This window comes from Priestia filamentosa (genome assembly GCF_900177535.1).
GTDB lineage: Bacteria > Bacillota > Bacilli > Bacillales > Bacillaceae_H > Bacillus_I > Bacillus_I filamentosa.
The window spans coordinates 349,982-376,556 of sequence record NZ_FXAJ01000003.1 but is presented as its reverse complement, the minus strand read 5'-3'; the positions used below and the strand labels follow the sequence as shown (position 1 = coordinate 376,556).

The window sequence follows — 26,575 nt, the reverse complement described above, 5'->3', positions numbered from 1 at the left end:
AATTGATGGATAAGGATATAGACTACCCTTCTGTCTACTCCCACTGCAAAGTGTGGGAAACTATGTGAAATCGTAACATAAAATTAATGTTTGTTAAAGAAGGATTACAAATCATTGAAGAAACGTTAACAGCGGACAAATATTCACACTTACGCGATAAGATAAGAATACACTATTTCTTAAATGAAAGTTAACTAATTTTATCAAACGTTGGAGGTACCTATGAGTACAGGTCAAACAAATAAACGAACAGCGTATTTTGATAACGCCAAGTTTGTGCTTATTTTCCTCGTTGTGTTTGGTCATACGATATCTCCTTACCGAACTGAAACGAGCGAACTTCTGTCTGTCTATCACTTTATTTTTATCTTTCATATGCCGGTATTTATTTTACTTGCTGGATATTTTTCAAAGAATTTTCATAAAAAAGGATACTATAAAAAAACTTTTACAAAAGTTCTTCTGCCGTATTTAATATTTCAAACTGTATATACTTTTTTCTATAATTTCATCTATGGAGTTGATACGTATAGCGTAGACTACTATCTTGTTCCTAGATGGGCAATGTGGTTTTTACTGAGCTTAGTATTCTGGAAACTTATGCTTCCTTACTTCGCAAAGCTCAAACCATCGATTGGAATGACCGTTTCGATTTTACTCGGTTTACTCGTTGGGCTCTTTAACTTTTATGATGGAATTGAAGATTTCTTAAGCATTAGCCGTATGCTTGTTTTCTTCCCATTTTTTCTTCTTGGTTATTATTTATCACAACGAGAAAATCCGTTTGGTTTGCTAGTAACTCCTGTTGGACGGGTATTATCAGTCGTTATTTTACTTTGTACGCTTATTGGATCGTATTATTTCTTAAATGATACGCAATATACGGAAATGCTTTATGGTACAAAAATGTATGATAGCTTTTCAGATTTCTATATTCGAATTGCTCACTACGTTATTGCCTTCATTGTATCATTTGCATTTATGGCCCTTATTCCAAGCAAACGCTCCATTTTTACAGGAATTGGGCAGCGCTCCCTTTACGTTTATTTACTACATGGCTTCTTCCTAAAATGGTTTTTCACAACAGATTACGCTCAGACGATGCAAACGGTCAGTGATTTCGCATTTCTAACACTTCTGTCCATTGCCATTACGCTATTAACAGGAAGCAAACTTGTAGATATTGTGCTTAGTAAAATAAAAGGAATGAAACGCTTGTTTCGACCAAAAAACGTTACGGCGTCTTCTAAATAAAAAAAGCTTCTTCCAAATTGGAAGAAGCTTTTTTCTATGGAAAAGAAGGTTTTTTCTCTATATGAGAGAATTGTTCTTTTAAAGGACTATCTCAAAACGTAAGGAGAATTAAACATGGAAATTGCTTACTATCAAAACAAATTTATAGACGTAGACTCCCCGGCTCTTCCTATTGATGAACGAGGACATCAGTTCGGAGATGGAGTGTACGAGTATATTCGAGTATATGACGGGACCCCGCTTTTTTTAGATGAACATCTTGATCGTTTAGAAAAAAGTGCCGCTGAAATTAAATTAACCCTTCCGTATCGAAGAGATGAGATAACAGGAATTATTTATGAAGGAATTAAACGTTCTTCCTTGAAGGAAGCAGCAGTTTATTTCCAAATCACACGAGGAATCGCTCCTCGTAACCATTCGTTTCCAAACGTTAAAGCTGTATTTTCTATGACTGTAAAGAAAGCGACTATTTTTACGGATGAAGCTCGCACCAAAGGGATTTCTGTCATGCTAAGGCAGGACGAACGGTGGGCCAACTGCTTTATTAAATCACTGAATTTGCTTCCGAATGTGCTTTCAAAACAAGAAGCAATTGAAAAAGGATATGATGAAGCGATTTTTGTACATGAAGATTTCGTGCGTGAAGGTACAAGCTGCAATGTCTTTATGGTAAAGGACGGCACTCTTTATACTCCTCCTGCAACAAGACATATTTTACACGGCATTACAAGAAAAGCCGTGCTAGACTGCGCGCGTGAATATAATATTCCTGTTCGAGAGCAGGCCATTAATACAACATTTTTCAAAAATTGTGATGAAGCATTTATTACAAGCACATCCATTGAAATTATGCCTATTTATTCTATTGAAGATCAAATACTGCCAAAAGAGCGCCCTGTAACAGAAAGACTTTATTCTGCTTATCAGAATTTTTATAAACAAGAAGTATAGAAAGAAAGCCTTTCATATTGAAAGGCTTTCTCTTCTCCCTAAAAGTTAAAGTAGTTGCGCTTGAGCAAGCGAGGTTGTTTCATTAAGTGATGAAATGAAATAGAGTCGTCAATTTTGTTTGTATCAATTAGTAAAAGTTGATCTTCAATATTTGTAATAACATCTTCTTCTTGATACTCCATTAAACAGTTTTCGCATTTCACACAAGGAGTCTCTGTAATTTCAATACTTCTCGTGCCATCAGGAAGTTCCCAATACACTGTATTTTTTTCGATTTTTGCTCCTTCTGCTTCACACCATAAACAGTTCATCATCCTCTGCTCCCTTCCTGTTTGTCACATTCACTCTCTTTCCGGCGCTCTGCTTCATATTTCTTTTCTTTTAATTCATCACGCTTTTCTCGTTTATTTTTCAATGTTTCATGTGTTGGATTACTTTCGTACGTTTGGCGTCTGTTATATCTTTTTAATCCTTCTGGTACAAGATTGAACTGTTCATCGTTCATTAAACTGGAGATACCTGTTGTTGTCTTTTGCTCTTTCATATATGGATAAACTTCTTCAAAATAAGCATCTGCTGTTCCTTCTGTATAACTTTCAGGCTCTGGATATGTTGTAATAACACCTTCAAAGTTTCTGAGCACAACTTTTTTAGCGCTTTGAGAAATAATATAATTTGGCTGAACAGAAATCTTTCCGCCTCCTCCTGGAGCATCCACAACAAAGGTAGGTACGAACATTTTTATTGATCCTATCATAGAAAGGAGCCTCCTCTTAAAAATGACTATTCGTCATGTTGCTATTTATTTGCGCATTTCAAGGGATAAAAAAGAGGGAATTGATACTCTTTCTAATCATCGAGACATTTTAATTGACTTTTGTCGCTCTTCTCATTGGACATATGAACGTTATGAGGAAATTGTGAGCGGAGGTGGTTCAGAGCTTGAGAACCGACCAGAGCTTTACCGCCTTCTTAATGATATTGACTTGTTTGATGGAATTTTAGTTTTTGAGTTGTCCCGTTTAAGCCGGAATGGTCTTGTTTCTCAACAAATTAAACAAGTTTGTATTGATTACGATAAAAAAATCATCACTCCTTATCAGATTTATGATTTAGCAAATAATCACAATGATCGTCTTCTCTATGACTTCGGCTCTGTGATTGCCTCACAAGAACATGCGCTAATTGGAAAAAGATCGAAAACAAATAAAAAAATTATGGCAAAGTCAGGTCTTCATGTTAGCGGTAGTGTACCTTTTGGATATGTTCGTAATCCTCATACTAAAAAGCTTGAAATTCATCAAGAGCAAGCAGAAATTGTAAAGCTTATTTTTCAGCTTCATGCGAAAGGCTATGGCAGCTTTTCTATTCGTAATATTTTAAATGAACGAGGATATAGAACAGCTAAAGGAGGCTACTTTGAGCTTCCAACCATTAAGCGAATCATAAGAAATCCTGCTTATAAAGGAACAAATGTCTTTAATGACCGCAAAAAGGTAAAAGAAAAGGATAGGTTTATATACAAAATCGTAGAAACGATTCAAGTACCGAACGCATGGGATCCTATTATTCCTCCCGAAGAATGGGAAAAAGCAAATGCAGATCGAAAAAAAAGAGCCGATCATGCCGAAACAACACGGGAAAAAGCGGCAAATAAAACAGGCGTCACTCTATTGAAAGACCTTTTATACTGCGGCGTATGCGGCAAAAAAATGACCATTCGAAAAGACAAAGGTTCAAAATATATGTTAAAACGCTGTGAATATTTGCTTCCAAGTGGGGAGAAATGTCCAAACAGAGGGGTTATGTTGAAGTATGTAGAAGAAGATGTTGTCGAACATATTAAGCAATATAAAGATGAGATTATTTCCATTTTATATTCATTAAAGCTTGAGGAGTGGAGCGGAACAGAAAAAGACTATAACAACCATCTTGAGCAGATCGAAAAAGAGATACGCCGCATTCGAACGGAAGAAGAAAACTTATTAAATCTTGCCATAAAGGGCCTTTTTTCAGAAGAACAAATCTTAACAAAACGACAGGAGCTTTTGAACACGCTTCATACGTTTACAGCTCAAAAAGAAGCAATTATAGATGAGTTAACAAATTTGAAAAAGCTCGATACAAAAGAAAGACTGCAAACAGCTGTTGAAGGGATTCATGGACTAGAAATTGTGTTAGAAAACGATATGAGTGAGGAAGCAAATAGAAGCATGAAAAGGATCATTCATAAGATTTATTATAAGAGAGTCCTACCGGAAGATCTTTTAAAAAAATCAACGCGGAATAAAGAACGCAAGCTTTATCCGTTCACACTTAATATTCATTATAAGTAACTCTTTTACAAATAGAGCCAACCCTTCTTTGCATATGGTGAATAAGGGGGGACTCATTATGAAACATGCTGAACAAAGACCTTCTTCAGTTGTGACAAGCAATGAGCCAGACCTTGAAAATATGGCTCTTGTTCTTTTTGAGCTATTTGTAGAACATGGGATTGCTTCTTAGAAGCAATCTCTTTTTTTATACATATTATTAGATGCTTGGTAGGTACGAACATTTTTATTGATCCTATCATAGAAAGGAGCCTCCTCTTAAAAATGACTATTCGTCATGTTGCTATTTATTTGCGCATTTCAAGGGATAAAAAAGAGGGAATTGATACTCTTTCTAATCATCGAGACATTTTAATTGACTTTTGTCGCTCTTCTCATTGGACATATGAACGTTATGAGGAAATTGTGAGCGGAGGTGGTTCAGAGCTTGAGAACCGACCAGAGCTTTACCGCCTTCTTAATGATATTGACTTGTTTGATGGAATTTTAGTTTTTGAGTTGTCCCGTTTAAGCCGGAATGGTCTTGTTTCTCAACAAATTAAACAAGTTTGTATTGATTACGATAAAAAAATCATCACTCCTTATCAGATTTATGATTTAGCAAATAATCACAATGATCGTCTTCTCTATGACTTCGGCTCTGTGATTGCCTCACAAGAACATGCGCTAATTGGAAAAAGATCGAAAACAAATAAAAAAATTATGGCAAAGTCAGGTCTTCATGTTAGCGGTAGTGTACCTTTTGGATATGTTCGTAATCCTCATACTAAAAAGCTTGAAATTCATCAAGAGCAAGCAGAAATTGTAAAGCTTATTTTTCAGCTTCATGCGAAAGGCTATGGCAGCTTTTCTATTCGTAATATTTTAAATGAACGAGGATATAGAACAGCTAAAGGAGGCTACTTTGAGCTTCCAACCATTAAGCGAATCATAAGAAATCCTGCTTATAAAGGAACAAATGTCTTTAATGACCGCAAAAAGGTAAAAGAAAAGGATAGGTTTATATACAAAATCGTAGAAACGATTCAAGTACCGAACGCATGGGATCCTATTATTCCTCCCGAAGAATGGGAAAAAGCAAATGCAGATCGAAAAAAAAGAGCCGATCATGCCGAAACAACACGGGAAAAAGCGGCAAATAAAACAGGCGTCACTCTATTGAAAGACCTTTTATACTGCGGCGTATGCGGCAAAAAAATGACCATTCGAAAAGACAAAGGTTCAAAATATATGTTAAAACGCTGTGAATATTTGCTTCCAAGTGGGGAGAAATGTCCAAACAGAGGGGTTATGTTGAAGTATGTAGAAGAAGATGTTGTCGAACATATTAAGCAATATAAAGATGAGATTATTTCCATTTTATATTCATTAAAGCTTGAGGAGTGGAGCGGAACAGAAAAAGACTATAACAACCATCTTGAGCAGATCGAAAAAGAGATACGCCGCATTCGAACGGAAGAAGAAAACTTATTAAATCTTGCCATAAAGGGCCTTTTTTCAGAAGAACAAATCTTAACAAAACGACAGGAGCTTTTGAACACGCTTCATACGTTTACAGCTCAAAAAGAAGCAATTATAGATGAGTTAACAAATTTGAAAAAGCTCGATACAAAAGAAAGACTGCAAACAGCTGTTGAAGGGATTCATGGACTAGAAATTGTGTTAGAAAACGATATGAGTGAGGAAGCAAATAGAAGCATGAAAAGGATCATTCATAAGATTTATTATAAGAGAGTCCTACCGGAAGATCTTTTAAAAAAATCAACGCGGAATAAAGAACGCAAGCTTTATCCGTTCACACTTAATATTCATTATAAGTAACTCTTTTACAAATAGAGCCAACCCTTCTTTGCATATGGTGAATAAGGGGGGACTCATTATGAAACATGCTGAACAAAGACCTTCTTCAGTTGTGACAAGCAATGAGCCAGACCTTGAAAATATGGCTCTTGTTCTTTTTGAGCTATTTGTAGAACATGGGATTGCTTCTTAGAAGCAATCTCTTTTTTTATACATATTATTAGATGCTTGGTAGGTACGGCGTACCCTGATGTATGACCACGCAGACCTTCCATAATTTCTAATCCTTTTGAGATAGGTGCTCTGAAATGACTAATTCCTTCTGATAGGTCACATTGATAAATATAATATGGGCGAACCCGAATCTTCACTAAGTCATGCATAAGCTTTTTCATAATTTCAACGCTGTCATTAATTCCTGTTAAAATAACCGCCTGATTGCCAACAGGAACTCCTGCATCTGCCAACATCTCACATGCTTTTTTTGATTCTTCTGTAATTTCAATAGATGTGTTGAAATGAGTATTCAACCATACAGGATGATACTTTTTTAAAATGGCACATAAGTTTTCTGTAATTCGCTGAGGAAATACAACAGGTGCTCTTGTGCCAATCCGAATAATTTCAACGTGTGGAATATCTCGTAAACTTTTTAAAACATACTCTAAAATTCTATCATTAATTAAAAGACCGTCACCACCTGAAATTAAAACATCTCGTACAGCCGGTGTATTCGCAATATAGCTAATCGCTGCATCAAGCTGTTTTTTAGGAACACCCATGCCAATTTGCCCTGAAAAACGTCGTCTCGTACAGTAGCGACAGTACATAGAACACTGATTTGTAACAAGAAATAAAACGCGATCAGGATAGCGATGTGTAAGTCCTGGAACAGGAGAATCTTCATCTTCATGAAGCGGATCTTCTAAATCATAACGTGTTTTATAAATTTCCTTTCCAACCGGCACAGATTGCATTCGAACAGGACAGCGCGGGTCTTTTTCATTCATAAGCCAAGCATAATATGGCGTAATATTTAGAGGAATTGTTTTCGTTGAAATCCGAACCCCTTCTTTTTCTTCCTCTGTTAAATCCACCACTTTTTCTAGCTGTTCAAGCGTGCGAATCGTATTGGTTAGTTGCCATACCCAGTCGTTCCACTGCTCTTCTGTTACATCCTTCCATAACTCAATATCTTTCCAATGTCGCTTTGGTTTATAGAGTGATGATTTCACACTATCAGCCTCCTTATTCCATTATATGTGAGAGGGTTCCTACCTAGAAGACAATCTCTTTGTCAGAATTCTTCACCCACACATTCATATTTTCAAGCGTTTTATAAATATAACAATTGTTAACAAGCCGACCATAATAGCGATACTGAAGCTGATGAAATGCTACATTCATTCCAAATGATTGAGCTCGTGCAATTGTATACAAACAAAAGATTTGAGATTTTGTGAGCTCTTGCTCGAGCGATAGAAGCAATCTTTTCATCAGTCCTGCCTTTCTATGAGAAGGAAGGGTTGCACAATCTGTAAGCTCTGCGTTGTGATACATTGTATTGACGTCTGCTGATGCTGCGCTCACAATCTCTCCCTTATGCTCAGCAACATACCATAAGGAATCTTTTTTTAGAAGTGATGAAATATACGCTCGATCATGAAGAGGTGTTGGATAAACTGAAAAAACTTCTTGATAAAGCTTTGAAAGGTTTTCGCTATCCCCATCCGTTCCTTTTCTAATGTTATAAAGAGACGACTCAACTGCTTCGTCTCCCTTTTCAATAGACTGAACGGCTCTTAACGTTTGAGACTCTTTTACATATTGTTCACTATAACGACGTTGATCTTCTTCATAGCGAACCATAAAAAAAGCATCATCTCCGTTAAAATAAGAAGGAATCAATGCTTCACACTCATAACCATTTGATAGAAGAGACAGAAATTGAGCCTGTCGTGCTTTAACAATTGTTTTATGAAGATGATGCTTCCGCGTTAAAAACTGCACTTTCTCAATAAGTAAAGAAGTTGAACCTCTATAGTCTTCAACGCGAATACGTTCATTAAATAAATCAATAATAACCTCAGCCCATAGCGCATCTTCTTTAATTTCTATTTCCTCATAGTACCCGTTTTCTTTCATCTCCTCACTCCCTTTTATTCTTTCACCCCACACCAATCTAGCATTGTTAATGCAATAATTTCTGCTGCTTCAAACACCGATTCAATTTCAATATATTCATTTGGAAAATGGGCTACCTCTGTCACACCCGGACCAAAAATGATAGCTGGAGTTTTAGCACAGTTTGTTAAAAGTCCCCCATCTGTTCCCCATGGTGAAGCTTCAACAGTTGGCTCCTCGTTATATGTCAAAGAATATGCATCAGTAAGACACTTTATAAGTGGATGCGTTTCTTCTACTTCGCTTGGAAGCCAGTGCGCTCCAAACCAAGAAACCTCTGCTGGATGGAGAGCAAACCATTCATCTTCCTCACTGAGCGTTAAAAGCGATGTTTCGAGCATTTTTTTTGCCTCATGGATGCTTTCATGCGGTCCAATACCAAGTCTCCCTTCTAAAACTACTTCATCTGGCACAGAAGAAGGCCAAGAACCTCCGCTCATCTTTCCAACATTAATGGGAATCGGAATTGGTACATTTTTATAAAGAGGACTTGTAATTTCTTCATTTCGTATTTTCTCAAGCATGTTTAAATGGTGCAGTACCTTTTGAGCTTTTTCAATTGCACTTACTCCCTCATAGCGTGTTCCACCATGTGCCGATCTTCCTTTCACTTTGATGCGAAACCAGGCTGATCCTTGCTGGCTAGGAAAAATTTTCATGTTGGTTGGTTCAGGAATCAAAGCTCCGTCTGCTTTGTATCCTCTTAAAATGCAGGAAAGTGTCCCAGCCCCTCCGCTTTCTTCTTCAATCACACTTTGAAAGATAACGTCTCCTTTTAAGGAAACCTTTAACTCCTTCATCACTTTAAGAGCTAAAAGCATGGAGACGTTTCCCCCTTTCATGTCTGTTGCACCGCGCCCGTACACCTTCCCATCTTTTACAACTGCTTCATAAGGATTAGAATCCCACCACGCTATATCTCCTTCTGGCACAACATCAATATGACCGTTCAATATTAGCGAACGCCCTCCCCCACTTCCGCGTAAAAGTCCCACAACATTTGGACTTCCTTTAAACGTTTCTCTTGTCGAAACAAAGGCAGGATGTGCTTTTAGTTCATTAATATCTGGTTCCCAGACGTCAATCTGAAGCCCAAGCGAACGTAAATATTCAATGACAATAGCTTGAACGCTTTCTTCGTGGTTTTGAACACTTCTTTCATTTACTAACCTTTTTAATAGATTGATTCCTTCATTTTTATATGTTGTTAACGTTTCATGTACTTTCTCTTTGTATTCCTTCATCCCTTTGCCTCCTTAAAATGACGAAATGGAACTTCCAAGGTGAACCGTAGCATCTGTTGCTTTCACAACATCTTTTATACTGTAGGACTCCATGACTTCCGCGAGCCAAAGTTTTTCTTCTTTAATGTGAAAGACAGCTAAATCGGTAATAATCATATCCACACACCTTGAAGACGTAAGCGGTAAAGAACAGTTTTTAACAATCTTTGAGCGCCCTTTTCGGTCAAGATGACTCATAACTACAACTACCTTTTTAGCCTTTTGAGCAAGCTCCATTGCCCCTCCCATACCAGGCACGCGTTTCCCGGGAACAATCCAATTGGCTAAATCTCCTTTTTCACTTACTTCAAGAGCTCCTAAAACCGTCATATCAAGAAGACCGCGCCTTATAATAGCAAAAGCAATAGAGCTATCAAAATAAGAAGCTCCCTTCACTTCTGTAACAGGCAATCCTCCTGCATTACATATATGAGGATCTTCGTGGCCTTCGTACGGAGTTTCTCCCATTCCTAACATTCCATTCTCAGCGTGAAACATAACGTTTTGTGCGGTTAAGAAGTTGGGAACGAGCGATGGAATGCCGATTCCTAAGTTCACAATCATGCCATTTTTGACTTCTTTAGCTGCTCTTTTGGCAATTTTATTTCTTACCTCTTTTCCCATACCCATTTCCAGTTCACTCCTTCGCTTTGCACAACCATGTCAACGAAGCATCCTTGTGTCATAATTTCATCCGGGTTCAAACTTCCAAGCGGGACGATTTCCTCTACTTCAGCAATCGTTTTTTCTCCTGCCATTGCAATAAAAGGGTTTGTATTTTGGGCAGTCTTGTCATAAATTAAATTCCCGAACGAATCTGCCTTTTTAGCATAAATAATAGACACATCTGCTGTAAGAGGTGTTTCAAGTAAATACGTTTTCCCTTGTACTTCTACTTTTTTCTTCCCTTTTGTAACTGTTTCATTATCCATTCCAATGTCTATTAAAATACCTCCTAACCCAACACCGCCTGCTCGTATACGTTCAATTAGCGTCCCTTGTGGAGAAAACTCGATTTCAAGTTCTTTATTTGTCATCTTTTCCCCTGCTACTGGGTTTGACCCAATATGAGATACAATCACTTTCTTTGCGGCGCCGCTGACGATAAGCTTGCCAATTCCAATTGTCGGAAATCCTGTATCATTCCCAATCAGAACAAGATCTTCTATCCCTTTATCAATCATTCCTTGAATGAGTGTTGGTGGACTCCCAATTCCTCCAAATCCGCCAAACATTACAGTAGAATGCGATTTAATATGTGAGAGCGCTTCTTGAACTGAGACGATCTTCCCGTACACATTATTCATTCTCTTTCCTCCTGATTATTTTTTAAGCGCTTCTCTATACTTAATAACGTTTTTTCAAATCGACGTAAGAGTTCTTTTATCTCCCCTTCTTTTATTGTAAAAGGAGGTGAAATAATAACAGCATCTCCTCTAACACCTTCAATCCCTGCTGCTGAAGGATAAAGAAGTAGACCATTTTGCATTGCGCTTTGGATAATTTGATTTGTCAGTTGAGCAGAAGTTGGAAAGGGATATTTTGTTTTCTTATCCTCTACAAATTCTACTCCTAATAAAAGTCCTTCTCCTCTTACATCACCAATAATAGAAAAACGTTCTTTCAATTTTAATAGCTCTTTCTTTAAATACGCTCCCTTTCGAGCTGATTCATTGACTAGATTATGTTTTTCAACATATTGAAGAACAGATAGGGCTGTTGCACAAGACAAAGGATTTGCGCTGAACGTATGCCCACTCATAACGAGCTTAGAGCCTTTTTTTATAGGAAGCATCACTTCTTCTGTTGCAACAGCTGCTGCAATTGGCGTATATCCTGCCCCTAATCCTTTTCCAAGCGTAACAATATCTGGCTTTGCTTCCCAATGATCGTATCCAAACATTTTTCCTGTTCGGCCTAGTCCTGTCATGACTTCATCTGCAATAAATAAAATATTATAGCGGTCACAAATATCCCGGATACGTTCATAATACCCAGGTGGTGGCGTAATGGCAGCCCCTGCTGCTCCAATGATTGGTTCTGCAATAAATGCTGCAATATGCTCTTCTCCAATTCGAATAATGGCTCGTTCTAATTCATCAGCACATCGTAACTGGCAGGAAGGAAACTCCATATGATATGGACATCGATAGCAATAAGGAGCTGAAACAGTTGGATAATCTTGCAAAAGAGGAACAAAACGCGTTCTGCGGATAGAGTGACCTGACATTGATAAAGACCCAATTGTAATACCGTGGTAGCTCATCCAGCGTGATAAAATTTTCAGTTTGCTTCCTTGCCCTTTTTCTTGAAAGTGTTGCAACGCCATTTTCATCGCCGTTTCCGTTGCTTCTGTTCCACTGTTAACAAAAAAACTGTAGCTTAGATGGCCATTAGAAAGCTTATAAATTTTTTCAGCCAATCTCTCAGCCGCTTCGCTTGTAAACTGCGAGCGATAAACAAAACTAACGCGTTTTGCTTGATTTTCTAAAACATCTGTTATTTCTTGAACACCGTGACCAACACTAACAGTAACCGCTCCTGAAGAAGCGTCCAAATAGTCTTTACCATGTTCATCATATAAAAAAACGCCTTTTCCATATGAGACTTTTGGATATGTGCCATCAAGAATGGGTTTAATCAAATGAGACATCTCTTTCTCCTCCTATCCCGCAGTCGAGCCTTTGTCTAGAAAAGAGATTTACCCCGCCTACTTTATAGATATGTGAGAAGAAGGTCTTTTTTTCATATAATTTTTAAAAGCATATTTTGGATATCAACAGTAGAAAACAGAAGAATTTGGTAAAATGGGGATGGAGATTGTACATAAGGAGATTACAAGATGCGAAAAATTTTTATTGTAGAAGATGATCCAAGCCTTGTTGCACTGCTAGAAGAACACTTACAAAGGTTCGAATATGAAACATGCAGCGTTCAAAATTTTGAAAAGGTAACAGAAGAGTTTCAGACCTTTGCACCAGACCTTGTTCTTCTTGATGTGAACTTGCCTAAATTTGATGGCTATTACTGGTGTCGACAAATGCGGGCTTGTTCAACATGCCCTATTTTATTTATTTCAGCGCGTGAAGGAAAAATGGATCAAGTGATGGCGCTTGAAAATGGGGCTGATGATTATATTACGAAACCATTTGATTATGAGATTGTAATGGCCAAGATTAAAAGTCAGCTTCGTCGTGCATATGGCACATATGCTAATAACTATCATGATCGTAACGTTAAAGCTGGAGGCCTTACCTTAGACTTTGAACGTCTCTTTTTATCTTACAATCAAAAAAAGGTAGAACTTAGTTTAACGGAAGCAAAAATCTTAGATGAAATGATGAAAAAGCATGAACATGTCGTAAGCCGTGACCGATTACTCGAAAAAATTTGGGATGAACAAGCTTTTGTGGATGATAATACGCTAAATGTATACATTGCCCGCGTTCGTAAAAAAATGAAAGAATTGGAGATCTATAACGCTCTGCAAACAGTAAGAGGCGTAGGATATCGGCTCTATGTTGGTGAAGGAGAATGAAACTTTTTTTCAAAGATCACCTTCTTCTCACAATACTCTACGGTATACAGCTTGTTCTCACTTTACTTATTTATTGGCTTGACGGAAACGTGCGTATTACAACAGCGCTTTACTCTATCTTATTAAGCAGTGTTATTTACGTTATGTACCTTTTTTATCGCTATACAACGCACCGTTCGTTTTATAAAAAACTTTCTTACCCTCCAGAGAGTCTAAACGATGTTGGAGATAAAAAAGCAGAGACTCCTTTATCCTCTGCGTTTTATGAATTTGAAAGAAAAAGACTACAGCAATATCAACAAAACATTCACCAATATAAGCACAGGCTTGATCATCATATTACCTTTATGAATCAGTGGGTTCATCACATGAAAACACCCCTATCTGTCATTCACCTTATGATGGAAAGGCGAGATGATCGGGAAGCCCTTGCAATTCAAGATGAAGTAGATCGGCTTAAAAAAGGGCTTGATCTTGTTTTATATACGTCACGTCTTGGTGCTTTTACCTATGACTTTCATGTTGAAATGTTAGAGCTAAATGAATTTATTCGAAAAGTGACCTCTTCTCAAAAACGTCTGTTTATTCGCAACCGCGTTTATCCACATATCGACATAAAAAAAAATACGTGGATTACATCTGATGAGAAATGGTTGTCATTTGCGCTTACCCAGTTGATCACAAATGCTGTCCGCTATTCAAGCGAAGGAAGCAAATTATTTTTCACCTCTTATAATGAAAAAGATCATATAGCCCTTGAAGTAAGAGATGAAGGCATTGGGATTCCTAAAGAAGACCTTTCACGCGTTTTTGATCCCTATTTCACAGGGGAAAATGGCCGGAAATTTCAAGAATCAACGGGTATGGGACTTTATCTCGTGAAACAGATTGGTGAAAAGCTTCATCATAACATTACGATTACTTCAAAGGTGGAAGAAGGTACAACAGTCCGACTTCTCTTCCAAAAAGCAGCGCATTAAGTGCACTGCTTTTTTATATTACAACATTGTAAGGTTCTTGTAAGAAAGCAACATAGCAACATATCCCCCTCTCTTTTACAATAAAACTATCAAACAAAAAGGAGTGCTTACGATGGCTATTTTAAATGTTAGGCATCTAACGAAAATATACGAAGGGAAAATCTCATATAAAGCGCTAGATAACATCAACTTTTCGATTGAAAAAGGTGAATTTGTGGGCATTATGGGACCGTCTGGAAGTGGAAAAACAACCCTTTTAAACATGATTGCCACAATTGATAAGCCCACATCAGGAGAAATATTTATTGGAGGAAAAAATCCTCATTCTTTAAACAAACGAAATACGGCTCTTTTTAGACGCCGTGAGCTTGGATTTGTTTTTCAATACTTCAATCTACTTGATACGTTAACAGTTGAAGAAAATATTATTCTTCCATTAACACTGGATGGCGTGAAAATAAAAGAAATGGAAAAGAAACTTGGTTCTGTTTCAAAAAAGCTTGGAATTGATAGCATTTTAAAAAAGCGTGTCTATGAAATCTCAGGAGGACAAATGCAAAGAACCGCCATTGCTAGAGCAATTATTCATACTCCGTCTCTCGTATTAGCAGATGAACCAACAGGTAATTTGGACTCTAAATCATCCAAAGATGTGATGGAAACATTGTCTGCTATTAACATTGAAGAAGGTGCCACAACGATGATGGTAACTCATGATGCTGTTGCTGCAAGCTACTGTGATCGCGTTATTTTTATTAAAGACGGAAAATTTTATAACGAAATCTACAAAGGAGAAAATAGACAAGCATTCTTTCAAAAAATTATTGATATGCTTTCTCTTTTAGGAGGCGACACACATGACCTTTCAACAGTTCGCTTATAAAAATGTAACCCGAAACAAACGAACGTATGGAGCTTATTTTTTAAGCAGCGCTTTTTCCGTTATGATTTTCTTCATGTATGCGCTGTTTATTTTTAATCCCCATATTAAAACCGGTCTTGTTGTAGGGGTCGCCGTTCAAGCGATGACAATCTCTGAATATATTATGTACATTTTCTCGTTTTTCTTTGTACTCTATTCAGTTAGCACCTTTTTAAAAACGAGAAAGAGAGAGTTTGGCATTTTAATGATGCACGGTATGTCTAAACAGCAACTATATCAACTCATTTTTTTAGAAAATATGCTCATTGGTATTTTTGCGATTATAACCGGAATAGCGTGCGGACTTCTGTTCGAGAAACTCTTGTTACTGATGGGGAGCCGTATACTTGGTATCGAGGAGCTTCCTTTTTATTTATCATGGAAGGCTGTCAGTTTAACCTCTTTTTCCTTTTTATGTTTGTTTGCAGCTGTATCAATATTTACTCTTTTTACACTTAGAGTAAATAAACTTATTGACCTTTTTCAAGCAGTGCAAAAACCAAAAAAAGAACCAAAAGCATCTGTTTTACTTTCTCTTTTATGTGCGCTTCTGCTCTTTTCTTCTTATTTCTTAGCTTTTACAACAAAAGGCGGAGATATTGTCATTAGAATGCTTCCGGTTATTATGATGACGATTGTTGGTACCTATTTTTTCTATACACAACTGAGCGTTTTTGTTCTTAAGATTTCACGAAAAAAACGCACGCTTTTTTTGCAAAAAACAAATATCGTGTCGATCGCAAATCTTGCTTATCGACTGAAAGATAATGCTCGGATATTTTTTCTTGTTACTATTGTTTCCACCGTTTCTTTTTGTGCAATTGGAGCATTTTCTTCGTTTAATGTATTAAACCAAGAAGTAGAAAAAAGTTATCCAGTAGCTATAAACTATATTTCAAAAAAGAATAATACGTTGGAAGAAAAACATGTGGAGGATATTGAAAATGGCTTACAACAAAACAACGTATCGTATAGCAAAATGACTTTCCCTATTCGCTATGTAAAAACAACGGTAGGAGAAGAAGTTTTATATATTTCATTTTCCCAATATCAAAAGTTTTTGAAGGAAACAGGAAAGACAGAAACGATTCGAACGTTAAAAAATGGCGAGGCTTACCTTCTCCCAACAACCCTCTGGGATGAAAAACAGTTTACAGCACAAACATATTCGCTTAAGGGAGAAAACCATGGTTTCTTATCTATTAAAGATGTGGCTAGCCACATTATGTTGCCAAACACCCTTTTGCCAAGTCAAGGTGTGATCGTAAGTGATGAACTTTATGAAAAACTTTCTCCCTCTAAGACTGAAACATATGTTGGCTGGAATACAGAAAGCTTCTCCAAAACAAACGATATTGGGGCAAATATTAGTCATACCGGCCTTGTTTCATCGAGCGATAATAAATCCTATGCACTGGCTGTTGGAGGAACAGTGTTAGCTTCTCAAAAGCAAATTTTCAATACAATGTTCTTTGTAGCTTTGCTTGTTGGAGCCGTGTTTTTCATTGCGTCCGGAAGCTTCTTATACTTCAGGCTCTATGCGGATTTAGATTACGACATAAGGCAATACAATACAATTGCAAGAATTGGGCTAACAGATCAAGAGTTGCGTACGATTGTTACAAAACAACTTCTCTTGCTTTTCTTTGTCCCTTTCATGCTCGCTGTCTCTCACAGCTTGTTTGCTTTTAAAGCTCTCCAAAGCTTATTTTCTATTTCAATTGCTCAAAATATGATTCTTGTTCTATTAAGCTTCTTAGCAGCTCAAATTGCTTATTTTCTACTTATTCGAACACAATATTTAAAAATACTCAAAACAAAGCTTTTATAATTCAAGGAGGAGATACCTCTTGACTTTTCGTCAGTTCGCTTACAAAAACGTTACTAGAAACATAAGAACATATGCGGCTTACTTTTTAAGCAGCGCTTTTTCCGTTATGATTTTCTTTGTGTACGCCCTATTCATTTTTAATCCCTATATTCAACAGAGTATTACTGTAGGAGCAGCCATCGATGCAATGAAAGCTGCGGAATATATCATTTTCCTTTTTTCATTCTTTTTTGTGCTCTACTCAATGAGCGCATTTTTAAAAACCCGAAAACGTGAATTTGGGATTTTAATGTTGCACGGCATGTCGCGTCATCAGCTTAATCAAATGGTCTTTTTAGAGAATATGCTCATTGGCATCGGGGCAATTGTAACAGGGCTTTTATTTGGGCTTTTAACTGCAAAACTATTTTTAATGATGGGGGCAAAAGCTGTTGGAATAACAAATATCCCATTCTACTTTGCATCAAAAGCCTTTTTCTTAACCATTTTTTCTTTCTTAGGATTATTTTTTGTTATTTCATTGATTACTAGCTTAACGATTCGAACGAAAAAACTTCTTGATCTTTTTCAGGAATCTCAAAAAGTAAAAGAAGAGCCAAAAAACTCAATTGTTCTTTCTCTTATTGGCTTAGCATGCCTTATTACAGCCTACTATTTATCGCTAACGGCAGAAGGCGGATTAGCTGTTTTAAAACGCTTCTTTCCTGCCGTCATTCTTACGATTATTGGTACATATTTTTTCTTTCGTCAAACAAGTATTTGTATCCTTAATCTTACTAAAAAGCGAAAGTACCTTTTTTTCAAGAAAACGAATATAATCACAATCGCAAGTCTTGCTTACCGTCTCAAGGACAATGCCCGTATGTTCTTTATGGTAACAATCGTCTCAACGGTTTCAATATGTGCTATCGGTACGCTCGCTTCTTTTAATACGTTCGCAGAGCAAATCGAACAAGATTACCCATATGCGATTAGCTATATAGCAAATGGTGAACATCAAACAGAGCAAAAACATATTGAGGAAATTAAACAAGCGCTTAAAGAAAAAAACTTGGGCTATACGACATTCTCCATACCAATTCTCATCCTTCAAGGAAAAGTTGAAACAAAAGAGGCGAACATATCAGCAGGAGCTTCTATTCAAAGAAACGGTGTAAGTGAAAATCGTCCCCTTGCCTTTATTTCTCGCTCAAATTATATAAAGTATGTAGAAGGAGCTGGCAATCATGTTTCGCCTTTGTCGCATCTAAACGAAAATGAAGTACTCATCCCTCCAGCAAATACGCTCACTAAAACGTTTATGGATGAGAGCTATATGAATTTTTTGCAAAAGGATGAGTATAGAATCCCTGGAGAACCTGTAATGCATATTAAAGATAAAGCAGAACACATTTTGTTTCCTCCTGATATCATGGCTTCAGATACTCTTATTGTAAATGATGCTGTATATAAACGCCTACTTTCAAAAGGAAACACTGAAACGTTCACAGGATTCAACGTTCGAGAGTGGAAAGAAACGGCGGGACTCCTACCCCGTTTAGCTGGAGACAATGGAATTGTCACCTACAATCCAAACAAGAGCTATTCCATAGCCGTTAGTGGAGAGCCTTATGCTGAACAAATGAAAATAACAAACATGCTTCTGTTTGTTTCTCTCCTCGTTGGTGCTGTCTTCTTTATTGCAGCCGGAAGTTTCCTTTATTTTCGTCTTTATGCTGATTTAGACTACGATAAACGCCAATATGCAACAGTTGCCAAAGTTGGTTTAACGGAAAAAGAACTAAGCAATATTGTAACAAAACAGCTCCTTTTACTCTTTTTCATTCCTCTTCTTGTGGCGACTATTCATAGTACTGTTGCTTTTGCTGCTCTGCAAGATTTCTTTGCTCTCTCAATTTTAAAAGGAGTCATTACTGTCCTTATTAGCTTTTTCATTTTACAGGCTTGCTATTTTACAGTCATTCGAACTCGCTATCTTAAGAAAATTAAGCAATCACTCATCTAAAAAAGCCGCTCATATTTAAGCGGCTTTCTTCTATTCCAGTTTTCTACGAATCTCATTTGCGACAAATTCAACGTCTGTTCCAATGACAACTTGAACATCTCGTTCATTTAGTTTTATTACTCCTTTTGCTCCTGCTTTTTTTAATACTTCTTCTTGAATGAATGATGTATCTTTTATTTTCAAGCGAAGCCTTGTAACACAGTTATCAAGCTCCTCAATATTTGAAACGCCTCCAAGACCTGCAATATACTGCTCTGCTGCCTTTTCATACTTTCCTTCTCCATTATGATGCACTTCTTCTACAACTTCATCTTCACGACCTGGTGTTTTAAGATCAAATTTCTTAATCACAGCATAAAAAATAATGAAATACAAAATACCATAAATAACACCAACACCTAGAAGAAGCAAAGGCTTTTGCGCAATATTATAATTCAGCAGATAATCAATAGCACCCGCGGAAAATCCAAATCCATCATGAATGTCTAAGCTTACCGTAATATACATCGATAATCCTGTTAATAGAGCGTGTACAACATATAAAACAGGAGCTAAAAACATGAAAAGAAACTCAATTGGTTCTGTCACACCTGTTAAGAAAGACGTAAGAGCTAGACTTACAAGCATTCCTGTTACAAGCTTGCGACGCTCTTTTTTGGCTGCTGCAATCATCGCAAGTGCAGCTGCTGGTAATCCAAACATCATAATAGGGAAAAACCCTGTCATAAACGTGCCTGCTGTTGGATCTCCTGCAAAGAAGCGAGCAATATCCCCGCGTTCACCGTTATATTCACCAAATAAAAACCAAACAATATTATTTAAAATATGATGAAGACCAACTGGAATAAGTAAGCGATTTAACACACCATAAATCCCTGCACCAAGAGCACCTAAATCAATGAGATACTGCCCAATTCCATCAATAAAACTTTGGATTGGCGGCCACACGTACCCAAAAATCCCTGCGAGTACAAGCATAGATCCAGCCGTTATAATAGGAACAAACCGCTTTCCACCAAAAAATCCGAGCCACTGTGGCAGTTGAATATCGTGATAACGATTATATAATAGACCTGCAACTGTTCCAGCAATAAGACCTGCAAAAACAGCCATATCGTTATGCTTGTCAATGGCTTGGGTTCCCCCTACAAGCACAAAATAGCCAATCGCTCCCGCAAGAGCCGCTGCTCCATTGCTGTCTTTTGCTAGTCCAATAGCAACCCCAATAGCAAAAATAAGCGGAAGCTGTGCCATTATGGCATCACCTGAAGCTTCCATAAACGGGATATCTAACATATCTTCCTTCCCTAAGCGAAGCAGCAGAGCTGCTGCTGGAAGCACAGCAATCGGAAGCATAAGTGCTTTTCCTATTCTTTGTAAGAAGCCTAACATTTTGATTCCCCCCATATCCACCTTTTTTATTTATGATCACATCTTCTAGTAAAGAAAGATGTGAATAACAATTTTCTGGCTACCTCAACCTTGAATTACTAACGATATCCTTGATATAGTGAATACCCAGCTTCAAACCCTCTTCATCTTTCCATAAATAATACGGAACTTTCTTCTTTAATATGCCATTGGGCTGCTTCTATTTCATTTGTTTGAATATATTATCTTTTAGAACATCAATTTATTTGATAAATTATATTCCATATAATTGTAATATTATAGATACTAGAAAGCTTAGGATAGTCATCAAGTTGAAAGATAACAACATCTTTGTCTCTATATTAAAAGGGAGAAACAATGTTAGCCTATGTGCAAAACATTATGTCAGACGTTAAAAAAAGAGCCCTCTAAGACTCTTTTTCACAATTTAAAACAATTGGAAGCGTAATTTTCACTTTTGTTCCTACACCTATTTTACTTGTAAACGTCATTTTTCCTTTATGTTGTTCAATGATTTTGTAGCTAATCATTAATCCTAAACCTGTCCCGGTTTCTTTTGTAGAAAAGAAAGGTTCACCGATCTTTTGTAAAACACTTTCCTCCATCCCACAACCTTCATCCGTAATCTCAACAACGGCCAAGCTCCCTTCTGTTTTTAAAGAGATATGAACGGTTCCTCTCGTCATTGATTCAATTGCATTCTGGATAACGTTAATAAATACTTGTTTTAAAGCATTCTCCTCACAGTAAATCCATGCATCTACCGCTGTAAGATCTGTTGTAATTTGACAATCTCGATAGCTTGCATGTGTGTTAAGTAACAGAGCGACATGCTGTAAAATACGACATAGCTGTTTAGGTTTATAAGCAGTTTCCTTTTTTGATTTTGCGAGCGTTAAAAATTCTTCAATAATAACCTCAATTCGTTCAATTTCAGCAATCATAATTTCGCTATATTCCTCATTATATTCTTTAGATACTTTTAAAAGCTGAATAAACCCTTTAACAGCTGTCATGGGATTGCGAATCTCATGCGCTACTCCAGCGGCTAGTTTGCTTACCATTGTTAATTTCTCAGAGGTTCTTGCCATCTCATCATATTTCTTTCGATTCGTAATATCACGCATAAAATATTGGATAGCAGGCTTTCCTTGAAACTCCATTTTAGTTACGGATGATTCAATAAATTTTACGCCTTTGTTAGCTAGGATTTTCACTTCTACTCTTGGTCTAAACGGCTTACCTTGCATGATGGCATCCATTCGTTTTTTCACAAACCTAATATCGTCTTCATGAATGAACGTCAGCAGCTCTTTCCCAATATATTCATACTTACTCCTTCCACCTAAAAGTCGAATAGCTGCCGGATTTACATAGCGCACTTTTTCATCCACTACAACTAGAAAAGCATCTTGACTTTCTTCAATAAAGCGTTTGTACTGATTCAACTCTCTTAAAACAGCATCCTGCTTTTCTAGAGACAATGACACTTCATTAAACTGAATAAGCTGATACATACTTTTACTCGTCTTAATCGGCTTTATCGTCATATCGTACTCTAAATTTGAAATGTGTTGAACTCTTATTGTCTTTTCAATGGTTTCTTTTAACAAGGTTAATAATTGTGCTAATGACAAATTGAATAAAGCCGTGAAGTAAAAGAAAAAAGAACGCTTCTTTTCCTTTTCAACATCGAGAAGCTTTTCTGCTTCATCATTTGCAAAAATACATGTCCCGCTTTGGTCGATAATCAAAGTTGGCACAACGCTCTTCTTAAAAGCTTCTTTTAATAATATTAAATTATCCATAAATCCACCTTCGTTTTGCTTATGTATCACTAGTATAGTATGGAAAATAAGAGATTTATATGGTTTTTCAACATTTATTTGAAAGTTTTTCTCTTTTTCTTCTATAAAGTAAACGGGCCGGATCCTCATCCTCCCCGTTTACTTTATTATTAATGGAAACAAACCGCTCCAATAATGATTAACAAAATAAAGAGTACTACAATGGTTGCGAAGTTAAAGCTTTCACAGCCCCCGCTATATGGATAGTAATAGCCACAGTTTTCATACGGATCATCCATCTCTCTATTCCTCCTCATTTTCATTTACCAAAACAGCTTATGTTTTCTTATAAAAATAGTTTGTGCATTTGCCTATTTTTTCTCCTTATCATTGAACAAAAGAGTAAGAAAAAAGAGAAACAAGGAAAGAGAAAGAATAGGAACGATCATACTTTTTACATAGCCTACAACATAACCAATATAAGGAATTTCATACAAGTAATGATGCTCTCCATTTACGTATTCTGTGACAACAAGTGATCCTTTAAAAGCAGATGTGTTGCTATTTACAACGCTCACGTCATAGCCGGCTAGAAGAGGCAAAAGAGCTAATAAAAACAGTGTAAAACAAATTGTATATAGAACAAGAATATAACGGTAGGCAGTAAAAACTTTCTTCTTATTCTCCATTGTTCTCCACCTCAAACGTTATAGTGTGCTTCGCTTTAGAAGGCGAATTCTCCACTGCATTTTCCGTAAAGTATGTTAAACACGACAGGAGGATAATGCCTCCTAACATGAAGCGAAACGTTTTAACATAGAAATGTTTCATCCTCTCACTCCTTACTTTTCAGTATAGCGAGTATCTTTTTACTTTCGGGTTCTCCGTACACCATTATATGCGCCTATCGCCTTAAAGGTTATTCATAAATAAGCTTTAAAAACAGGATACGTAGCATTTTTCCTTCTTTTCTTGCATAAACTTGCTACGTAAAAATTTTGCTTTGAGGAGGACAAAGTCTTGAATAATAAACAGCAGCACTATGCTCAAAAAGCGGCTATGTACGATTTATTAGCTCAGTACTATAAATACAGAGATCCTTCTTTACACATTGCTTACTACCAAAAACATTTTAAATATGCTACAAAGCTTTCCTATTCATTATCAAATATGCGTAATAGACAAGGAACAAGAATCCGTATTCTTCACGCTTCTCCAGGTGCTCCTTCCCTTGATGTATACCTTAATGGACGGAAAACAATCCCAAACTTAATCTTTAAGCAAGAAACAGATTATATTGAACTAAGAGAAGGTGGGCGGTATAGAATTGATCTGTACAAAGCAGGTGAAACAGCTCGACCTCTTCTTAGTGCAGAAAGAGAAATACAAAAAGATATGCAATATACAATTATTGCAGCTGGAGAACCTACTAATTTATCACTGCTCGCTATAAAAGATGATGACACAGTACCAAAAGGAGAAGCAAAGCTGCGCTTTATTCATCTTTCTCCAAACGCTCCTTCCATTGATGTTGCAGCAGTGCGTGGAGACGTTGTTTTCCCGAATGTATCTTTTAAAGAGGCTACAAGCTATTTAGCATTAACTCCAATGGAAGTGAACCTTGAGCTGAGAAAAAGTGGAACAAAAGAAGTTTTATTAAAAATCCCACCGCTTCGTCTTCGTCCAGACCGCACCTATACGGTATACGGAGTTGGACTTGTAAATGGAAATCCTTCTCTTGAAGCTTTAGTTACACAAGATTAGCTCAATAAAAAAGAGCCTTCTCGTTAGAAGGCTCTTTTTTACGGTTGAACAGTTGGATCAATAAGTTTAATTGATATTTCGTCATTTTTTAAGTCGAATTTCTCAGCTTTTACTCGGAAACCATTTTCAAGCTCCATTTGATTTAGAGCAACATAAATAGATTCTTTTTTCGGATTAATACTTACCCACTCAGGCATTGGGAAATGATTATTCACATACTTCAAGACTGTCTCAACTGGTAATGGTAACGCCCCGACGGAAAGACCTGTTTGTTCAAGAACAAGGTTACCGTTTTTCTGGACAATAGGTGCAAATGTCATTTTAATATCAACGTCACGGCCAAAAGCGACGATTTTTCCATACACTTCAACTTCATCATTTAAAACAACATTATATGCTAACGCATCACTAGCAAACTCTTGTTTCAAATACTTATCAATAAGCGCGTTCAAGTTTTTCTTATCTCCTACAACTCCGAGCTCTATACCGTTTATCTCTTCTTTTGAAGGAGCCTGTCGCTGTTCAATTGGCTGAAAAATAGCTACTACAGCAACTAGAACTAAAATAATATTTAAGCAAAGTAAACTAAAGAAAAGCGTCTTCCATTTTTTCATCCTGCTTTGTCCTCTCCTCTATATGTTGGATTGGCGAACACCAGTTTTTCATCATCTATGTTTTCAAGAAAAACGCGCTCGCTAATTCTGTCTGCAATTAATTTATACCCTTTTGTGTTTGGATGAAAATAGTCATTTGATAATAAGTTTTCATTTGTACTTGTGAAAATATCAGCAACTTCAATATATGTTATCCCTTCGTATTGAGATGCCATTCGTTCACTTGAACTATTCCATTCTGCTACAACAGTATCGATCTCTTTTAAATCACTAAGCGTATTTAAAAACGGATTGTAAAATCCAATAAGGTAAATTGGAGCATCCTCGTTAATACTGCGCATCTTTTTCATTACTTTTTGTAGTCTTTTTTCATACTTTCTCTGCTCTTTTTTATACGTTTTGAACGTAATATTATCATAATGATCTCGCATAACTTTCATCATATCATTGCCACCAATTGTGACAAAGATAATGTCCGCATCTTCAAGGCTTGATTTGATATTTTCATAATCTAACCTTTTAAGAAGCTGATCTGTACGATTTCCTGTTTTCCCAAAGTTGCTCACTTTTACTTTTCCAACAGAAGGCTGTTTTTCAATTTCTGAAGCAACGCGTGTTACATAGCCTTCTTCCTTCGTTGAATCGCCAACTCCTTTTGTTAAGGAATCACCAATTGCAACCATGTTCACATTTGCAGGAAATATATCTTTTCCTTGTTTTGTTGACACTTCTTTGGACTCTTCCTCATTTTGAGTTGGAGGTGAAGCAGAACAAGCTGACAAAAAGAGAATAAGAAAAATAAGACCTATTTTTTTCATCCTATGTTCACCCCTGTTACTAGATGTCTCTAATGTATTATCATATCATATTCTTTAAAACTAAAAAATCATACAAAAAAAAACCAACCTATCTTCCCCCTACTAAAGGGGTCGGTTGGTTTTATCAGGACGTTTCTTCTAATTCCTTTGCTTCATGAATAATATCCTCATAAGGAACATTAGACACCCCATCATAGTCCTTTACAATTTGACCTTTTTGATTTAAAAGAAAAAATGTTGTTCCATGAATCACTTGATCTCCTGAACTCGGCTTTTGAACATTCATATAAAAATTCTCTCTTGCGAATGTTTCAATCTCTTCTTGAGAATACCCTGTGAGAAATTGCCAATTATCGCTATTTGCCTCAAATCCTTCACTAAATTCTTTCAGTTTCTCACTGCTATCAACAGTTGGATCAACTGTGAAAGAGACAAATTCCACATCTGCTCCTTGCTCTTTTGCTTTCTCTTGAAGTTTTGCCATATGAGACGTCATTGGCGGACAGACAGTTGTACAGCTTGTAAAGATAAAGTTCGCTATCCACACTTTTCCATCTAAGCTTTGTGATGAAAATGGTTCACCATTTTGGTTTTCGTATGTAAAATCAGCAATTGGGTCTGATAATTGCTGTTCTTCTTTTGTTTCTGCCTTACTTTCTTCTTTCTTCTCTCCACATGCTGTCAATAAAAAAAGAGAGCATACTAACCATAAAAAGCTTTTTCTTTTCATCTCCAATCCCTCCTAAAAATATTAAAAAACGTTTTCATATTTTAGAAAAAAAGAAGAACGGTCATTGTAGCCCGTTCTTCTTTTTTTAAGCATTATGTTTTAAAGGAACTGTTAAAAAGATTTGCTCATATGTTGTCCATTTACAATGTTTTTTCATATATTCCTTAAATGAATAGAGTTCTTTTCGGATTTCTTTTCTTTCAATCATTTTGACGAATGATTCAAAATGAACCGAAATCATAAACGAAAGTGGATGATGATGTGGCACAACCGGAATTTCAATAACCTTTACTTTTTGTCCATTTGCAAGCTTAAATTCCAAACTTTTAAATAACAAGCAGATCAGCCCTCTTTTTCACCCGTTTTTCTCTATTATAACTTCCCTT

Annotated in this window: 25 protein-coding genes and 2 pseudogenes; 10 read left to right on the top strand and 17 right to left on the bottom strand. The window is 36.7% G+C overall.

Annotation, left to right across the window (positions count from 1 at the left end; all coding sequences use genetic code 11):
* Positions 1-222 precede the first annotated feature (222 nt).
* Entirely contained in the window at positions 223-1,254 is a 1,032-nt protein-coding gene (locus tag B9N79_RS15405) for an acyltransferase family protein (protein WP_019393212.1), read from the top strand.
* A 114-nt stretch (positions 1,255-1,368) separates the two neighbouring features.
* Positions 1,369-2,205: an aminotransferase class IV gene (locus B9N79_RS15400; protein ID WP_040058160.1), complete on the top strand. Its 837-nt coding sequence runs from the start codon at positions 1,369-1,371 to the stop codon at positions 2,203-2,205.
* 38 nt (positions 2,206-2,243) lie between these two features.
* Here the strand turns inward: B9N79_RS15400 and B9N79_RS15395 are convergent, their stop codons facing one another.
* Positions 2,244-2,516, bottom strand: a complete 273-nt coding sequence (locus B9N79_RS15395) for a YokU family protein (RefSeq protein ID WP_026009626.1) — start codon at positions 2,514-2,516, stop codon at positions 2,244-2,246.
* Positions 2,516-2,938 (bottom strand): annotated as a pseudogene (locus B9N79_RS15390) (lysine 2,3-aminomutase); the annotation flags it as partial. The pseudogene B9N79_RS15390 and the gene B9N79_RS15395, both read right to left, overlap by 1 nt.
* Positions 2,939-2,984: 46 nt before the next feature.
* On the opposite strand from B9N79_RS15390, the gene B9N79_RS15385 reads away from it, so the two are divergent.
* Both B9N79_RS15385 and B9N79_RS15380 read left to right on the top strand, forming a co-directional pair.
* Positions 2,985-4,541, top strand: coding sequence for a recombinase family protein (locus B9N79_RS15385; protein WP_085118667.1), 1,557 nt, complete (start codon positions 2,985-2,987; stop codon positions 4,539-4,541).
* A gap of 264 nt (positions 4,542-4,805) precedes the next feature.
* A complete protein-coding gene (locus B9N79_RS15380; RefSeq protein ID WP_085118667.1) occupies positions 4,806-6,362 on the top strand; it encodes a recombinase family protein in 1,557 nt (518 codons plus the stop codon).
* Between the two features lie 209 nt (positions 6,363-6,571).
* Here the strand turns inward: B9N79_RS15380 and kamA are convergent.
* The 6 genes and pseudogenes from kamA to B9N79_RS15350 all read right to left on the bottom strand — a co-directional run.
* Positions 6,572-7,576: pseudogene (kamA, locus tag B9N79_RS15375) on the bottom strand (lysine 2,3-aminomutase); the annotation flags it as partial.
* 43 nt (positions 7,577-7,619) lie between these two features.
* Positions 7,620-8,486: a putative beta-lysine N-acetyltransferase gene (gene ablB / locus B9N79_RS15370; protein WP_019393206.1), complete on the bottom strand. Its 867-nt coding sequence runs from the start codon at positions 8,484-8,486 to the stop codon at positions 7,620-7,622.
* A gap of 14 nt (positions 8,487-8,500) precedes the next feature.
* Positions 8,501-9,769, bottom strand: coding sequence for a peptidase (locus B9N79_RS15365; RefSeq protein WP_085118665.1), 1,269 nt, complete (start codon positions 9,767-9,769; stop codon positions 8,501-8,503).
* 12 nt (positions 9,770-9,781) lie between these two features.
* Positions 9,782-10,438: a 3-oxoacid CoA-transferase subunit B gene (locus B9N79_RS15360; protein ID WP_040058164.1), complete on the bottom strand. Its 657-nt coding sequence runs from the start codon at positions 10,436-10,438 to the stop codon at positions 9,782-9,784.
* Positions 10,417-11,115: a CoA transferase subunit A gene (locus tag B9N79_RS15355; protein WP_046216799.1), complete on the bottom strand. Its 699-nt coding sequence runs from the start codon at positions 11,113-11,115 to the stop codon at positions 10,417-10,419. Before B9N79_RS15355 ends, B9N79_RS15360 begins: the two co-directional genes overlap by 22 nt.
* The gene (locus B9N79_RS15350; RefSeq protein WP_040058166.1) at positions 11,112-12,461 is read right to left on the bottom strand and encodes an aspartate aminotransferase family protein; all 1,350 of its coding nucleotides are present in this window, start codon (positions 12,459-12,461) and stop codon (positions 11,112-11,114) included. The genes B9N79_RS15355 and B9N79_RS15350 overlap by 4 nt, the downstream gene beginning before the upstream one ends.
* A 189-nt stretch (positions 12,462-12,650) precedes the next feature.
* Here B9N79_RS15350 and B9N79_RS15345 point away from each other — a divergent pair, with 189 nt between their 5' ends.
* The 5 genes from B9N79_RS15345 (at position 12,651) to B9N79_RS15325 (ending at position 19,084) form a co-directional block, all read left to right on the top strand.
* On the top strand, positions 12,651-13,346 hold the full coding sequence (locus B9N79_RS15345; protein WP_040058167.1) for a response regulator transcription factor: 696 nt from the start codon (positions 12,651-12,653) through the stop codon (positions 13,344-13,346).
* A complete protein-coding gene (locus B9N79_RS15340; protein ID WP_040058168.1) occupies positions 13,343-14,326 on the top strand; it encodes a sensor histidine kinase in 984 nt (327 codons plus the stop codon). The genes B9N79_RS15345 and B9N79_RS15340 overlap by 4 nt, the downstream gene beginning before the upstream one ends.
* Before the next feature lie 112 nt (positions 14,327-14,438).
* Positions 14,439-15,209, top strand: a complete 771-nt coding sequence (locus tag B9N79_RS15335; protein WP_040058169.1) for an ABC transporter ATP-binding protein — start codon at positions 14,439-14,441, stop codon at positions 15,207-15,209.
* Positions 15,184-17,079, top strand: coding sequence for an FtsX-like permease family protein (locus B9N79_RS15330; RefSeq protein WP_040058170.1), 1,896 nt, complete (start codon positions 15,184-15,186; stop codon positions 17,077-17,079). The genes B9N79_RS15335 and B9N79_RS15330 overlap by 26 nt, the downstream gene beginning before the upstream one ends.
* Before the next feature lie 19 nt (positions 17,080-17,098).
* Positions 17,099-19,084 (top strand): ABC transporter permease, encoded by a 1,986-nt coding sequence (locus B9N79_RS15325; RefSeq protein WP_040058171.1) that lies wholly within the window; start codon positions 17,099-17,101, stop codon positions 19,082-19,084.
* Positions 19,085-19,114: 30 nt separating this feature from the next.
* Here B9N79_RS15325 and nagE read toward each other — a convergent pair whose 3' ends face one another.
* From nagE to B9N79_RS26185, 5 genes are all read right to left on the bottom strand, one after another.
* Positions 19,115-20,476 carry an N-acetylglucosamine-specific PTS transporter subunit IIBC gene (gene nagE, locus B9N79_RS15320; protein WP_019393196.1) on the bottom strand — a complete coding sequence of 454 codons (1,362 nt, stop codon included), beginning with the start codon at positions 20,474-20,476 and terminating at the stop codon, positions 19,115-19,117.
* A 407-nt stretch (positions 20,477-20,883) separates the two neighbouring features.
* Positions 20,884-22,284: an ATP-binding protein gene (locus tag B9N79_RS15315; protein ID WP_019393195.1), complete on the bottom strand. Its 1,401-nt coding sequence runs from the start codon at positions 22,282-22,284 to the stop codon at positions 20,884-20,886.
* 149 nt (positions 22,285-22,433) lie between these two features.
* Positions 22,434-22,562 (bottom strand): sporulation protein YjcZ, encoded by a 129-nt coding sequence (gene yjcZ / locus B9N79_RS15310; protein ID WP_108745545.1) that lies wholly within the window; start codon positions 22,560-22,562, stop codon positions 22,434-22,436.
* 72 nt (positions 22,563-22,634) lie between these two features.
* Positions 22,635-22,952, bottom strand: coding sequence for a hypothetical protein (locus B9N79_RS15305; RefSeq protein WP_040058172.1), 318 nt, complete (start codon positions 22,950-22,952; stop codon positions 22,635-22,637).
* Positions 22,942-23,094 (bottom strand): hypothetical protein, encoded by a 153-nt coding sequence (locus tag B9N79_RS26185; protein ID WP_019393192.1) that lies wholly within the window; start codon positions 23,092-23,094, stop codon positions 22,942-22,944. The genes B9N79_RS15305 and B9N79_RS26185 overlap by 11 nt, the downstream gene beginning before the upstream one ends.
* Before the next feature lie 189 nt (positions 23,095-23,283).
* On the opposite strand from B9N79_RS26185, the gene B9N79_RS15300 reads away from it, so the two are divergent.
* On the top strand, positions 23,284-24,027 hold the full coding sequence (locus tag B9N79_RS15300; RefSeq protein WP_040058173.1) for a DUF4397 domain-containing protein: 744 nt from the start codon (positions 23,284-23,286) through the stop codon (positions 24,025-24,027).
* A 38-nt stretch (positions 24,028-24,065) separates the two neighbouring features.
* Here the strand turns inward: B9N79_RS15300 and B9N79_RS15295 are convergent, their stop codons facing one another.
* The 4 genes from B9N79_RS15295 to B9N79_RS15280 form a co-directional block, all read right to left on the bottom strand.
* Positions 24,066-24,641, bottom strand: a complete 576-nt coding sequence (locus B9N79_RS15295) for a YpmS family protein (protein ID WP_019393190.1) — start codon at positions 24,639-24,641, stop codon at positions 24,066-24,068.
* On the bottom strand, positions 24,638-25,459 hold the full coding sequence (locus tag B9N79_RS15290; protein WP_019393189.1) for an SGNH/GDSL hydrolase family protein: 822 nt from the start codon (positions 25,457-25,459) through the stop codon (positions 24,638-24,640). The genes B9N79_RS15295 and B9N79_RS15290 overlap by 4 nt, the downstream gene beginning before the upstream one ends.
* A 124-nt stretch (positions 25,460-25,583) precedes the next feature.
* Positions 25,584-26,189 carry an SCO family protein gene (locus B9N79_RS15285; protein ID WP_019393188.1) on the bottom strand — a complete coding sequence of 202 codons (606 nt, stop codon included), beginning with the start codon at positions 26,187-26,189 and terminating at the stop codon, positions 25,584-25,586.
* A gap of 85 nt (positions 26,190-26,274) precedes the next feature.
* Positions 26,275-26,526 (bottom strand): DUF2535 family protein, encoded by a 252-nt coding sequence (locus B9N79_RS15280; protein WP_019393187.1) that lies wholly within the window; start codon positions 26,524-26,526, stop codon positions 26,275-26,277.
* Between the last annotated feature and the right edge of the window lie 49 nt (positions 26,527-26,575).